The 13297-nt window shown below is 61.5% G+C and carries 14 protein-coding genes; 2 read left to right on the top strand and 12 right to left on the bottom strand.

Annotated features, from left to right (window positions below; all coding sequences use genetic code 11):
- Positions 1 to 65: 65 nt before the first annotated feature.
- Positions 66 to 1139: an alpha/beta hydrolase gene (locus AC1DWM_RS25470; RefSeq protein WP_477796454.1), complete on the bottom strand. Its 1074-nt coding sequence runs from the start codon at positions 1137 to 1139 to the stop codon at positions 66 to 68.
- A 360-nt stretch (positions 1140 to 1499) separates the two neighbouring features.
- On the opposite strand from AC1DWM_RS25470, the gene AC1DWM_RS25475 reads away from it, so the two are divergent.
- Entirely contained in the window at positions 1500 to 2513 is a 1014-nt protein-coding gene (locus tag AC1DWM_RS25475) for an AraC family transcriptional regulator (RefSeq protein ID WP_477796455.1), read from the top strand.
- Positions 2514 to 2675: 162 nt separating this feature from the next.
- Here AC1DWM_RS25475 and AC1DWM_RS25480 read toward each other — a convergent pair whose 3' ends face one another.
- The 3 genes from AC1DWM_RS25480 to AC1DWM_RS25490 are packed head-to-tail and all read right to left on the bottom strand — an operon-like array spanning position 2676 to position 5154.
- Positions 2676 to 3686: a YeiH family protein gene (locus AC1DWM_RS25480; protein WP_477796456.1), complete on the bottom strand. Its 1011-nt coding sequence runs from the start codon at positions 3684 to 3686 to the stop codon at positions 2676 to 2678.
- Complete coding sequence (locus AC1DWM_RS25485) at positions 3683 to 3829, bottom strand: hypothetical protein (protein ID WP_477796457.1); 147 nt, start codon at positions 3827 to 3829, stop codon at positions 3683 to 3685. Before AC1DWM_RS25485 ends, AC1DWM_RS25480 begins: the two co-directional genes overlap by 4 nt.
- Positions 3826 to 5154, bottom strand: coding sequence for an MFS transporter (locus AC1DWM_RS25490; RefSeq protein WP_477796458.1), 1329 nt, complete (start codon positions 5152 to 5154; stop codon positions 3826 to 3828). The genes AC1DWM_RS25485 and AC1DWM_RS25490 overlap by 4 nt, the downstream gene beginning before the upstream one ends.
- Positions 5155 to 5321: 167 nt before the next feature.
- Between AC1DWM_RS25490 and AC1DWM_RS25495 the strand changes: the two genes are divergently transcribed.
- Positions 5322 to 6359, top strand: coding sequence for an AraC family transcriptional regulator (locus tag AC1DWM_RS25495; protein WP_477796459.1), 1038 nt, complete (start codon positions 5322 to 5324; stop codon positions 6357 to 6359).
- A 63-nt stretch (positions 6360 to 6422) separates the two neighbouring features.
- On the opposite strand, the gene AC1DWM_RS25500 is transcribed toward AC1DWM_RS25495, so the two are convergent.
- From AC1DWM_RS25500 to AC1DWM_RS25535, 8 genes are all read right to left on the bottom strand, one after another.
- Complete coding sequence (locus AC1DWM_RS25500) at positions 6423 to 7217, bottom strand: DNA adenine methylase (protein WP_477796460.1); 795 nt, start codon at positions 7215 to 7217, stop codon at positions 6423 to 6425.
- 201 nt (positions 7218 to 7418) lie between these two features.
- Positions 7419 to 8453, bottom strand: a complete 1035-nt coding sequence (locus AC1DWM_RS25505; protein ID WP_477796461.1) for a phage late control D family protein — start codon at positions 8451 to 8453, stop codon at positions 7419 to 7421.
- Between the two features lie 52 nt (positions 8454 to 8505).
- A complete protein-coding gene (locus tag AC1DWM_RS25510; RefSeq protein WP_057716592.1) occupies positions 8506 to 8712 on the bottom strand; it encodes a tail protein X in 207 nt (68 codons plus the stop codon).
- Positions 8687 to 9544 (bottom strand): phage tail protein, encoded by an 858-nt coding sequence (locus tag AC1DWM_RS25515; protein WP_477796462.1) that lies wholly within the window; start codon positions 9542 to 9544, stop codon positions 8687 to 8689. The genes AC1DWM_RS25510 and AC1DWM_RS25515 overlap by 26 nt, the downstream gene beginning before the upstream one ends.
- Before the next feature lie 9 nt (positions 9545 to 9553).
- Complete coding sequence (locus tag AC1DWM_RS25520) at positions 9554 to 11905, bottom strand: phage tail tape measure protein (protein WP_477796463.1); 2352 nt, start codon at positions 11903 to 11905, stop codon at positions 9554 to 9556.
- 141 nt (positions 11906 to 12046) lie between these two features.
- Positions 12047 to 12355 carry a phage tail assembly protein gene (locus tag AC1DWM_RS25525; protein WP_477796464.1) on the bottom strand — a complete coding sequence of 103 codons (309 nt, stop codon included), beginning with the start codon at positions 12353 to 12355 and terminating at the stop codon, positions 12047 to 12049.
- Between the two features lie 11 nt (positions 12356 to 12366).
- Positions 12367 to 12870, bottom strand: coding sequence for a phage major tail tube protein (locus AC1DWM_RS25530; RefSeq protein WP_477796465.1), 504 nt, complete (start codon positions 12868 to 12870; stop codon positions 12367 to 12369).
- A gap of 12 nt (positions 12871 to 12882) precedes the next feature.
- Positions 12883 to 13297 (bottom strand): phage tail sheath family protein (locus tag AC1DWM_RS25535; protein WP_477796466.1); only part of this gene is annotated, 415 nt, incomplete at its 5' end.

Consider the following 13297-nt stretch of genomic DNA (forward strand, 5'->3'; position numbering starts at 1 on the left):
GGGCGGACGTTACGGCAGATGCCGGTAGCGTTCGCCCTGCCTTTGCATTACCGCTATCAAGGGGTTTAGCCAGCCGCTGGCTCAGAGGCCGGGTCGCCAGACATCAACTGCTCGAGAAACTCCAGCAGCAATTCGTTGACCTGAGCCGGGCTTTCCTCTGCGGCGCTATGGCCTACACCGGGTAGCAGCACCTTTTTGCGCAGAGCGGGCAGGTAGGCGTCCATCTGGTCGTAGAGGCTGCGGATTTCCACCGGCTCCATGGAAGGGTCGGCAGCACCACCGATGAACAGGCTTGGTTGGCTGACCTTCGCGCCGTCTAGATACGCGGTGATTTCCCAGTTGCGGTCGCGACAGCGGTAGTAGTTCAGGGCACCGGTAAACCCCGTGCGCGTGTACTCGGCGACGTAGTAGTCGAGCGACTGCGGGCTCAGCCAGGACGGGAACGCGCCCTTCGGCTCGGTAAAGGCGTTGAGAATCGGCTCACCGGCCTCGACAAACAGACGCCAGCGTTCGGCTCCCACGGCGCTGCCGGAGATCGAGTAGAAGACGCTGCTCAAGGTCTTGCGCGGATCAGCGGCCAGCTCGCGATCCGGCTTGTCGAGCTGCTGGAAATACAGGTGGTGGTAGACCCGGCCTTTCGCCATGGCCTGCAAGCCCACGGTTGGCTTGACCTTGCCCCGCGGCGGTACCGGGGTATTGAGCATCACCAGGCCACTGAACAGATCCGGGCGCAACATGGCGGCCGCCTGAGCCACCCAGGCGCCCAGGTCGTGGCCGATGATCACCGCAGAGGTTTCGCCCAGGGCCGCCATCAAACCCACCATGTCGCCGACGGACTGGCTCATGTCATAGGCTTCGATGGCGTCGGGGCGGTCCGATTGCCCGAACCCGCGTTGATCGGGCACCACAACCCGATAGCCGGCCTCGGCCAATGCCACGATCTGGCGCCGCCACATGTACCAGAGGTAGGGGAAGCCGTGCAGCAGGATGACGAGCGGCCCCTGGCCCTCGTCGATGTAGTGCATGCGGATGCCGTTGACGTCGGCAAAGCAGTGGTTGAATGCATCAGGATCGTCGGCATCCACCTGCGCCATTGCAGCGAGCGGCTGACCGATACGCATTGAAGTGCGCGTATCCATTATCTACCTCCATCTTATTAGTTGTGGGCCTGAAGGTAGCTCTGAGAGGGTGCCCTGCACTGAGCTTAGCAGGACACAATCTTGTGAAATTGGGACAGGGCAAACGCCGGTAGCGCAGCGAATGCCGCCGTCATTCCCTACCCGCCCGCCGCGTCCCAATATGCTAAGAAATTATCCCACTATGCCCATGGCGCGGGGCTCGCGTTACCTAAAATGGGACCGCGCTACCTGCTCTGCATTACGCCAGAGCAGGGTTGAAGGTCGCTGGCGCTGTCAGTACGTCCACCAGCGCCCTCTTCCCGCGCAATACACCTTCGATGAAAAAAGCAACGCCGCCATCGGCCGAAGGAGATCCTGTACATGCCCAAGCTTGTTCGCGCCGCCGTTTTGACCAAATACCTGGAAGTCACCCAAGACCTGGGATTCAACCCGCGCGACGTCATGACCGTCGTCGGCCTGAGCCAGGCTCAGTTGCAAGTCCCGGAAAACCGTATACCCATCGATACCGCCGTGCGCCTGCTGGAAGACTCTGCCGTCGCCAGCGGTTGCCAGACCCTCGGCCTGCGTATGGCCGAGTCGCGCCAGCTTTCGGATTTCGGCGTGGTCAGCCTACTGCTCAGCCAGCAACGCACCCTGCGTGGCGCTTTGCAGGTTATGGAGCGCTACCGTCATCTGATGAACGACTCCCTGGGGATCTTCGTTGAAGAAGCCGGCAGGATGGTGATCATTCGCGCCGAGATGGTCACTGAGTCGCTGTTGCCCGGTCGTCAGGCCTCGGAGCTGGTCATCGGCGTGCTGTTCGGCCTGTGCTCGACGCTGCTCGGCGCGCAGTGGCGCCCGTACAGCGTCAACTTCATACATCAGCCACCCGACAACCTGCAAACTCATCGGCGTATGTTCGGCTGCAACCTGGAGTTTGGCAGCGAGTTCAACGGCATCGTCTGCTCCGATGCCAGCCTGGACATGGTCAACGCCAATGCCGACCCGGCCATGGCGTGTTATGCCCAGGACTACATCGATTTGCTGTCAGGTGATGTAAGTACCTCTTTGCTGTTCGAAGCGCGCAAGGCGATCTACCTGCTGTTGCCCATGGGACGCGCCACGATCGAGCAGATCGCGCTGTCACAGGGCATGAACGTGCGCACCTTTCAACGCCGCCTGCAAGACGACGGTTGTGCCTTCAACGACCTGATCAACGAGGTGCGCCGCGACCTGGCGTTGCGTTATCTGGAGAACCCGAACCACTCGTTGAGCAGCATCGCCGACATGTTCGGCTTCTCCATGGCCAGCTCCTTCACCCGCTGGTTCATCAATCAGTTCGGCATGCCGCCAGCGGCGTGGCGTCGCGCGCAGAAACAAGCGCTAGCTTCTTGACAGTGAGCGCTGTCCCCAACCCCTTCAACCCACACGAAAAAAAACGGCGACTGCTGGTACAGTCGCCGTGAAAGCCGGTGCTTGTGACACCGGTGGTGAGCTTCACTGTAACGAGGAGCCAGCCCAGTGAAGCCCTGCCATAAACCTGTGTGACGCCGGTTTTCAGACGCCCCAATGCAGTAACAGAAGCACCAGCACCACGAGAAACACCGTCTCCCCGACCATCAGTAGGATCGGTTTGATCCCCACCGCCGCCAGTTCCTTGAGCCGGGTTTTCATGCCCAGGGCGCTGATGGAAATCACCAGGCACCAGCGCGACAGTTCATTGACCCCACCTTGCACCGCCGGCGCGATCCAGCCGGTGCTGTTGATGCAGGCCAGAAGCAGAAATCCCACGGCGAACCATGGCAGCAGCGGTGGGTGTTTGCCTGTCGGGTCGGCACCTTGCATGCGGGTAATCATGGCCGCAGCGACGATCACCGGCAGCAGCATGGCGACCCGCATCAACTTGACCACAGTGGCGGTATCGCCGGTCTCGGTCGACATGCCGTAGCCGGCGCCCACGACTTGGGCGACATCGTGGATGGTCGCGCCGAGGAACACCCCGGCGACTTGTGGCGACAGTGATAACCAGTTGGCAATCATTGGATAGACAATCATCGCCAGAGTCGACAGGGCCGACACGCCGATCACCGTGAACAGGGTCGCGCGCTCTTTCTGCGGGTGGTTAGGCAATGCCGCGGCCAGCGCCAAGGCGGCCGATGCGCCACAGATGGCGGTGGCGCCACCGGTGAGCATGCCGAACAGGCGCGAGAAGCCGAGCAGCCTGGCGGCGATCACCGAGACGCCGATAGTCACCACCACCAGGATCACCACCAGCGCCATCGGCTTCCAGCCCAAAGCTGCCATTTGTTCCAGGGTGATACGCATGCCCAGTAACGCCACGCCAATGCGCAGAACCGTACGAGCAGTGAACTCGACACCGGCCTTGCACGGGCCCTCGTCCGCAAGAAAGTTCAGCGCCATGCCCAGCAGCAAGGCGAACAGCATGACCGGAGCGCCGTAGTGCTCGGACAAAAACGAAGCGGCAGCCGCCACGATCAGGCTGACGATAAAGCCCGGTGCCAATTCGCGCGTGCGGGTATGGACTCGGGTCAGGGCAATGGCGCTCATGGCACGCACTCCTCGCCAATCAGCGTCTCGCGCATGCGGCCCGGCAGCGCTTCAGGACGTTGCGCACCTTGCGCCAGCTGACGTTTACCGGTCAGGTAGCAGGGGCAATCGAAAAACACATCAATACTTAAACGACAACTCACAACTTCACCTCCAACGCGACGCCACTGATGGGGGCCGCGACGCTCTCTCCCGTTAAACGGGCAATATCTTTGTGGTAATGAAACTTGGCATAAAAGAACACCGCCGCTGCCGCGAGGCTGACCAGGGGTACCAGTTGAAACGCCGCATGCAGGCCGATCAGGTCGGACACCCGACCGGTAATGAACGGCCCCGGGGCCAGACCCAGCAGGTTGTTGGCCAGAGTCAGCGTGGCAAACGCCGTGCCGTGCACCGAGTAATGGGTCAGGTTGGCGACCATCGCCCCGCTAGGGCCGGTGGTACCTGTGGCAATCAACATGCCCAGGCAGATCAACAGCAATTGCACAGGCCCCGCCTGCAGTGCGAACGCCGCCGACAACAGCAGGCAACTGCCCAGGCAGAAGGCGATGGCCAGGCTGACCTTGCGTTCCGGCGAATGACGACACAGACGATCGCTGAGCATGCCGCACAGAATCATCCCCACACCGCTGCACAGCACGATGAGCGCCGCAATGCCGCCGGCCTTGTCCGTCGGCATGTCGTAGTAGCGGTTGAGGTAGCTGGGAATCCACACCATGACCGTGCCGCCGACGAACAACTGCAAACCACTGCCGACATAGGTCGCCACCACCGAACGGCTGGACCACAGGGTGCGCAACGGGCGCGGGGCCTGCGCCACCTTGTTCAGGGCCTGCGCCGCCCGTTGCGGCGCAATGCGCGCTTCCTTGACGATGATCGGGTACAGCACCGCCAGGCACAGGCCGAACAGAGCCATGCCGGCGAACGACCAGCGCCAGCCCAGTTTCGCCGCAATGGCGCCGCCCAAGGCCATGCCCAGCACAGCGCCGAACAAACCGCCGGCCATGAACGCGCTGGTCAGGGTGGCGCGCATATGTTTGGGGAACACCGAAATCACCACCGCGATGCCCACGCTGCCATAGGCGGCTTCGCCGACGCCGACCATGAAGCGCGCGATGAACATCTGCTGGTAGTCCTGCGCTAGGGCGCAGCCCAGCGTGGCCAGGCTCCACAATAGCGCCATCAGCGCCAGGCTCTTGACCCGGCCGAAGCGGTCGGCCATCAACGACAGCGGGAATGTCAGCAGGCCGACCATCAGGGCGACGATGCCACTGAGCAGGCCGAGCAGGCTGTCACTCAGTGCCCACTCGCTCTTGAGCAACGGGAACACCGCGTTGAGCACCTGGCGCGACATGTAATCGGAAATCAGCAGTCCGAAGGTCAGAGCGAAGACAACCCAGGCATATTTTCGCGCAACGTTGACACAACCGCAGTCGTCATCGTCCGCGGTAATTGGGTGAAAGGCCATGCAGCCTCCTCATAGGTTTTATTGTTGTTATCTAGCGGGTGGCCAATACGGCGTCAGCGCCTTATCTACCTCCACTATTTTCAGTGATCTGAAGGTAGCTCTGACGGGGCATCCTGCACTAAGCTCCGCAGGACACAATCTTGCGAATTTGGGACACGAGGGAAAGCATGTATACCCTGACGCGAAGTGCCAGTCTCACCAACTATGAGCAAGTGGCCCGCTCCGTGGGGCTGGATCCATTTCATATGTTGCGACTAGCAAAGCTACCGGTAAGTATCCTTGCCGATCCAAATATCATGATCAGCAGCGACTCGGTTGGAGGGCTGCTGGAGGAGTCAGCGCGCCTGTCCGGCCAAGAAGCCTTTGGCTTGTTGCTTGCAGAGTCGAGACGCCTATCCAACTTTGGCATGGTCGCGGTACTTATCCGCGAAGAACCCACACTACGAGCAGCCTTGTTGTCTTGCACTCGCTACGCCCGGCTGCATAACGCTGGCGTGGAGCTGCGGCTGGAGGATGTCGGGGATCTGGTCCTGCTGCATCTGGGCGTGAACATGCAGGGCCATCACGGCGTCTGGCGCCAGGCGATTGAACAGGCGACCGGTATTATTTTGCGCACATTGAGCATTCTGAGCGGTAATACCTTCCGGCCGGTAAGGGTCAGCTTTACTCACCAAAGCCCTGCCAGCCTGGAAGTCCATCACCGTGTGTTAGGAACAGCTGTCGAGTTTTCCCAGGAGTTCAATGCCATCGTTTGCCGCGCGCGCGATCTGGACATACCAATTCCTACGGCGGACCCCACGCTGCATCGCGAAGTAAAACGAGCGCTGGACATGCAACTGGCTAATCTGCGCGATGAGCCGGCACAGCGGGTACGCCAGATCGTCAGGATGCTGCTGCCGAGTGGACTGTGTTCTGTTGATGAGGTTGCCCGACATTTGGGCGTGCATCGACGCACGCTGAACCGACACTTGGCGGTCGAGGGGCAGAGTGTCACAACGGTCATCAATGCCGTGCGTGCTGAACTCGCCGAAGAATACCTGGCCAACAGCAAACGCCGATTGTATGAGGTCGCCGAACTGCTCGGCTTTTCCTCTGCCGGTGACTTTTCCCGCTGGTTCCGCATCCAGTTTGGTAAGACCCCCTCGGATTGGGCCGCGTCCTACCGAGAGAGCAAGGCGAAACCCGTGCCCCTTTCGCTTCAATAAACAGAAAAATAATTACCATAGTCAGGGATCTGTCCGCTTCAGTCAGGACTACAACCAAACACCTTAAAACAGCCCTCCTAACGCCGCAGGTTCCCAGTTCATGATCACCAACTCACCGCTGACCTCGGCCTTGCCCTGGCGCTGATTGGTTGTGGAGTAGCGGATGTCCAACGTCTCGAAATGAAAGCCCTCGAACACCCGGCGGATGTCGGGGTGGTCGTTGATGCTGACCATCACCCTGCCCTTGCAGCGGCGCATGAAGTCGGCCATCCGTTCGTAATTCTCAAACGGAAAATCCACCCCATACCCGGCGGTTTGCCAGTACGGCGGATCCATGTAGTGGAAGGTATGCGGCCGGTCGTAGCGCTCGGCGCACTCCAGCCAAGGCAGGTTCTCGACGTAGGTGCCGGACAGGCGTTGCCAGGCAGCTGAAAGGTTTTCTTCGATGCGCAGCAGGTTGATCGACGGGGTGGTGGTCGCAGTGCCGAAGGTCTGCCCGGACACCTTGCCGGCGAAGGCGTGGTGTTGCAGATAGAAAAATCGGGCAGCGCGCTGGATGTCGGTGAGCGTTTCGACGCGGGTCATCTTCTGCCACTCGAACACCTGGCGTGAACTGAGCGCCCATTTGAACTGGCGCACAAATTCTTCGAGGTGGTTCTGCACCACGCGGTACAACGTCACCAGGTCACCGTTGATGTCGTTGAGCACTTCGACGGGCGCTGCCTGGGGCCGCATGAAGTACAGCGCGGCGCCGCCGGCAAACACCTCTACATAGCATTCGTGCGGTGGAAACAGGGGAATCAGGCGATCGGCCAGACGGCGTTTGCCGCCCATCCAAGGAATGATTGGGGTAGACATGGATAGCAAGACCTTTACTGTATAAATAAACAGGTGCTAGGCTCGCTCCGCTTTGTGCACAGAGCAGGAGCCTTGACGGGACTTGCAGGGACAATCTGCGGGGACGGTGGCCAGGCTGGATGTTGACGCATCCCGCCTGGCCGCTCCTTTTACTTTGATTTTTGAAACTTCTGACTCGGGACGACTCATGCGCCCGGGCGATCAATCCGGCACTTCAAGCACGACTTTCTGCGGCTTGCCGGAGGCCTTGGCCTTGCCCTCCTTGCCGCCATTGCACTCCACCGACACCGTCCACCCGGACGGGGTGAACGTGTGATCCACCGACTCCACCAGGTATTCGCCATCGAGCCCGCGTTTGAAGCCTTGCGCCTCGATCATGCTTTCGGCAAACAGGTCGGTCCGGCCCGGTAGATCGAGGCGCACCGAGGCGGTGGATCGGTTGAACGCCGCCAAGCGTGCCTTCGCCGCCTCGTCGGCCGCCGTGCGGTCCGGGTAGATATGCCGATCGGTGTGCACCGGCGGCAGGCCCTCGGGCACGTTGGGATTGTCCAGGTGCGAGACCAACAATTCTCCGCTGGCCGGGTCCTGGTACTGGGTGTTGACCCCTTGATGGGCGCTGCGGTCGCTCAAGCGAAACTGCCAGCGGGTCACGTCATTGCGTTGCAAGGTGATGACGCCCAAGGCCTTGCCACTGGCACTCTGACCGCCTTGGCGCGGCAGGACCAGCAGCTTGCCGTCGGCCACCTTGGCGGTGCAGTCGTGCTTCTTGGCCAGGCGGGTAATGAAGTTGAAGTCCGACTCATTGAGCTGGTCCATGCGCGGCACCCGGGTGTCGACCGGGCAGGACGGCTGCCAACCATTGCGCGCCGCCACATCGCCGACGATCTGCGCCAGGCTGACGTCCTCCCAACTGCCGCTGCGGGTGGTCTTGCCGCTGCCACGCATGTCGCTGGCCTTGCCGCTGATCACCAATGTGTCCGGAGGGCCGGAGACCGCCACCTCATCTACCGTGTAGCGACCCATGCGCGTCAGGTCGGCGTCGGCGTAGCCCAGGTAGATCTCAATACTCGCGCCACGGGCAGGTAGCGACACCGCCCCGTCACGGTCATCGATGCGCAATTCAAACGAGTCAGAAGCCATCCCGGGTCGGTCGGAGAGCTGCAGCGAGACCAGCCGATCATTGATCACGGCGGTGATATCAGCACCGTCGGCGACGATGCGGAAAAGCGGTTGCATGTCGGCACTCCAGACAAGAAAAAGCCCGCAGGCGGCGGGCTGGGTAACGGGATCAATCCCACAACGAAATGACGCTGTCCGTCTCCACCACCAGGTCTGGCAGCGTGATCAGCACGCCGGCCCGGAACGGTTGCGGCTCATCGGCCAAGCCTTGGTTGGCCGCCAGCACCGCCTCGACGCTGCGATTCAGGTGGCCGTAATAGTGGTGGCACAGGGTGTCGAGCAGATCCCCGTCAGCTGTTCTGCAAGTCATCGCCATAACGGACAAACTCCAATGAAAAGCCTTGCTTGCGCGGGATCGCCCCAGGCAGCAAGGCGCTTTGCTCCTCGTCGATAGTGGTCAGGCACCAGTTGCCCAGCACCTCGCCGTACCCGGTGGTCAGGTTCAGCGGCAGCAACTTGGCGCCGATGCTGCGCAGCCTATCCAGCTGCTTCAAGCCGCCTTTGTAGCTCGGGTAGATCGCGCCTTTGATCGTGATTTTCTCCTCACCCAGACCCACGGCCTGTTGCGCCGGACGCCGGGTCAGGCGTTCCTGCGCGGCCCAGCGAAACGACGTCTGCCGCCGCAGCTCGTCAAACGCCGCGGTGTCCAGGTTGAAGTAATACGGCCGCTCATTGGCTTTCAGCGGGTAGAGGATCAGCAGGTGCGGAAACGGCTTCACCGCGTCGGAGATTGGCGTCATGTCGCCGGCAAACCATTCGGTGGGGAAAATGTTGCCCAGCGCAGCATTGGCCTTGCCGGCCACCTTGTTGAACGCCGCGCCAAAGCGGCCAATCTGCTCAGTCAACGCTGAAAAGTGCTCATCAAACCCGGCCAGTGCGCGCTGGGTCTGGTTGTAGTAGCTGGCGACTTTGCCGATCTTGGCCTGCGCCGAGTTGATTGCACTTTGCAGACGCCGGGTCTTGTCACTGAGGTCTTCGCTGAGAAAGGGCAAGCCTTCCAGCGCATCGGCCGCCCCGTTGATTTCATTGAGTGCACCATTCATGGGCCCGGTCATCGACTCGAGGTCAGTGCGGCCGGCTTCACCGGCGTCGACCATGTACTTGAGGCCACCCTGCAGGTGTTGCAGGTAGGTCTTTTCATCCGTCATAACACTTCCTTAGCCCACGTGGGGCGCATCAAACAACTGGCGGTCACGCGCCTCCCGGGCAAAGTCCTCGAACTGACGGCTCAGGTACGGCATCAGCTCCTGCGCCAACCGCGCCGGATCTTTCACATCGCCCTGCACGGTAATGACCGGTGCCGGGGCGAAGGTGAATTGCTGGTCGACCTTCGGCCATTCGGGCGTCTTTGGCGCCGCGGTCGCCATCAACGCCGCTGCCGTCACCGGTGTGACGGAGGCGTTTTCCATCGAGCGCACGACCGCGCCAACGCCCTGGCCGGCGGCCATGGGCAAGATGCCGAGCGGTGCTTTGGGTACGACCGGCGTGTCCGGGCCGCCAAACAACGCCTTGCCCATGGTCGCGCCCACGTCACCGCCGCCCCACGCGCCGAGCATGCCGCCGATCATTCCGCCAATCGCGGTGCCAATCAGCGGGATGACCGAACCGATGGCCGCACCGGCTGCTGCACCGGCCAAACCACCRGCMAGCCCGCCCGCCGCCTCGCCGTAGCCTTCGGCCTTTTCATCACGGGTSGTGGCGTTGAGGTAAGTGTCCACCACCTGGAAGCCGGCATCGGCCACCGCCAGCGACCCGCCCRCTTTCAYGCCACGGGACRKCCGACTTGCAGGGCCTTTGCCCTTTCCGCCCTTCCCTTCTTTGCCGTGATCCAGCCCGTCGTCATCGCCGTCATTCGCGTTGGTCACGAACACCCGCTGGACGATGTTGGACCGGTCGCCGGCCGAACCGCGCGCGATGTTGGCCAGGCCCCGACCGATCTTCAGCGCGGCCCAGGCCTTGCCCGCCAGCAAGGCACCGGCGCTCACCGCCGCCAGGCCCAGCACCACTTGGGGCGTTTCCTCGGACAAGGCGGTCAAACCCCGCGCCGCGCCGCCGATACCAGTGGCCAGCGCATCCGTCGCCGGGCGCAGGGCATCACCGATGGCCCGCAGCGAATCGTTGAACGCCTGACCGGTTTCGGCCCAACGTTGCGACGAGCTCTCGCGCCGTTCGCGCAGGTTTTTGTCGAGAATGTCCTTGCGCGGACCGTTGGGGTCCGAGGCGCCTTTTTTCAGCTCCGCGTAGAATTTTTTGTTTTGGGTGTACGCCATCAGGGCAGTCTTGACCTGCATGTCGGCAAACAGATCCCCGGTACGCAGGGTGGCGGCCAAGGCATCGGCCATCGCTTGCGCCTTGGCCGGGTCGGTTTCATTGTCAATCTGCGTCAGTCCCTGACTTAGTTGCTTGGCCTTTTTCGGATCGGTCTTTTCCACATACCGACGCGCCAGTTCAAAACTCGCCTCGAAGGTCGACATGCCCTTGCCAATGGCGGCATTCATCGAACCCTGATAATCAATCCCGGCATCGGCATAGCCTTTGACCGTTTCCTCCGAACCGATTTTCGCGACCCAGTTTTTCAGGTTGTTCGCCGCCTCATCGGCACTGCCGGCGCTCTTGATCTGCACTTGCAGCATCGCCCCCAGTTGCGTGACCGCCTCCTGGCCGGTGATGCCGGTACTGGCCATCTGTGCCAACAGCTCCGGAAACCACTTGGCCATGTCGGCAGCCTCGAAACTGCCTTGCTGGCCCAGCAGCGCCACCGACGCCAAGGCCTGTTCCATTTTCTTGGGGTCAGTGATCTTGGCGTTGTTCTGCATCGCCAGAATCATCTTCGCGGTATCCGCTCCCGAAGCCCCCTGCCCGACCGCAAACTTGGCGGCCACCGGGGCATATTTCAGCGCTTCGGTCAGATCCATGCCGCCACCGACCAGCTGGTTCACCAGCTCGGCCACCTGGGTGTTGGCCATGCCGGTGTCCTTTGAGGTCTGAACGATGTCCCGGGCGGTGTTCACTTCCTGCTGGGTATTGGCGGTACCGGACTTGATCGCAATGTCGCGAATGATGGCCTGAAAATCCGCACTGATTTTGGTCGGCACGGCCGCCAGGGTGGTACCGGCCACCGCCGTGCCGAACCCGCTGCGCAGGCTTTCCTGCCCGTCCTGCACTTGGCCCATGCCTTTGGCCTTGAACTCGGCACTGCGCACCACCTTGCCCAGCGCCATGTATTCTTTTGTCAGGCGCCCGACTTCAATGCCCTGTTTGCGCAGACTGGTGTTGTTAGCCTCCAGCTTTTTGAGCAGCGCGCCGGCATTGGCCGCGCCGCTGTCGTGGGCTTTTTTCCATTCMTCGCGCAGACGCATGGTCTCGCCGATGACTTTCTGCAAGCCCTTGGCGCGSGTGGTTTGCGCCTCSAGCTTTTTCATTTCGCCGCTGACGTTCTTGAAGGCGGCKCCGAGYGAAGARTCGACGGCGCCGCCAATCACCAGCCCGAGYGAGAGTTTGTTCGACATGGTTATCACCTACGTGCGACGGGATGGGCTCAGTCCGTGAGCCACCAGACCATCTCGGAAAACGACAGCCCCTGAATCTCGGCCGCCGARAAATTCAGCTCGACGGCCAARCGTTTRGCCAAGGCYTTTTGCAGYYTGGGGTTAAACCCCGTCGTCTGCTCCCAGACGAAAATAGGCGGTCTGCAGACGACGGTAATCRCGCATCAGCAGCCCCTCCAGATCGCCACGGCCGATACTCGCCAGGCTGCAGAACARGACCATYTCCTGCTCTTCTTCRTTGSTMCCGCCCTGYARGGTGGCGGCGCGCATYTCGCGCACCGTCGGYTCACGCAGGGTCAGCTKGTCGACCTTGAYGCCGTTGGCCTCGCTCGGTTTGGATAACATGACRGTGGCAATGCCATCGCCCAGTTGCAGCCATTTCGGCAGGACGTTGTCTTTTGCGTTGCTCATGGTGGTGCTCCTTACATGCCCAGGGCAGACCGCACGGCGGCCAGTTGGTCGACGCCGTCAATGACRCGGATCGAGTTGAGGGGATCGATTTCAAACATCACGCTGCCGTCGATTTCCAGCTTGTAATAGGTCACCGCGACGGCGTACTTGAACTCGCCTTTTTCGCCCGGTTTCCAGTCCCCCGGATCGACTTCCTTGAGCCCGCCTCGCAGGGTGGCGACCACCGCCTTGACCGAGCCTTTCTCGCCCTTGAAGGCACCGCGGAACGAGGCGTTGAACCCGGTCAGATCGGCCTGACCGAAGAACTTCAGCACCTCGCGRCGCACGCCGTTGGTGAKRAAGCTGGCYTCCAGCTTTTCCATCCCCATGTCGAGTTCSACCGCCGCGTCCATGCCGCCCGCGCGGTACTCGTCRGTTTTGAGGGTCAGCTTGGGCAGGGTCAGGCTCGGTACATCGCCTTGCAGGCTGATACCGTCRACRAACAGGTTGGTGTTGTAGAGCACTTCAGGAATCATAAAGCGGCCTCCTTAGGCGRCGGTRTCCAGCACTTCAGTGATCCACTGATCGGTCACCTCCACGCGRAAGTTCGGGTTTTCRGCCGGCGGCACGTCGGTGAAMCGGATRTTCCAGTACACCTTGCCGTCGCTCAGTTCGCTGGAAGTGTTCAGCTCTTCGTCGGCATASACCTCGAAGTTGATGATCGCGCCTTGGTTCTTCAGGTCGCGCATGAAGGCTTGCAGGCCTTCGGTCACGTCCTTGACGTAGGTSGCGGTGATCGAGCGGTCCACCGCCCACTTGTGCGCGTAGAGGATGGCGTCCATGACGATGTCCAGCGTGCGCACGCGGGTGACGAACTTCCAYTTCGCATCGCTGGACAGCGTGCGGTTGCCCCACAATCGGTAGCCGTCATCGCGAATGATCGTGGTGATGTTGGCGTTGTTC

The organism is Pseudomonas sp. P4_C8 (assembly GCF_056401975.1).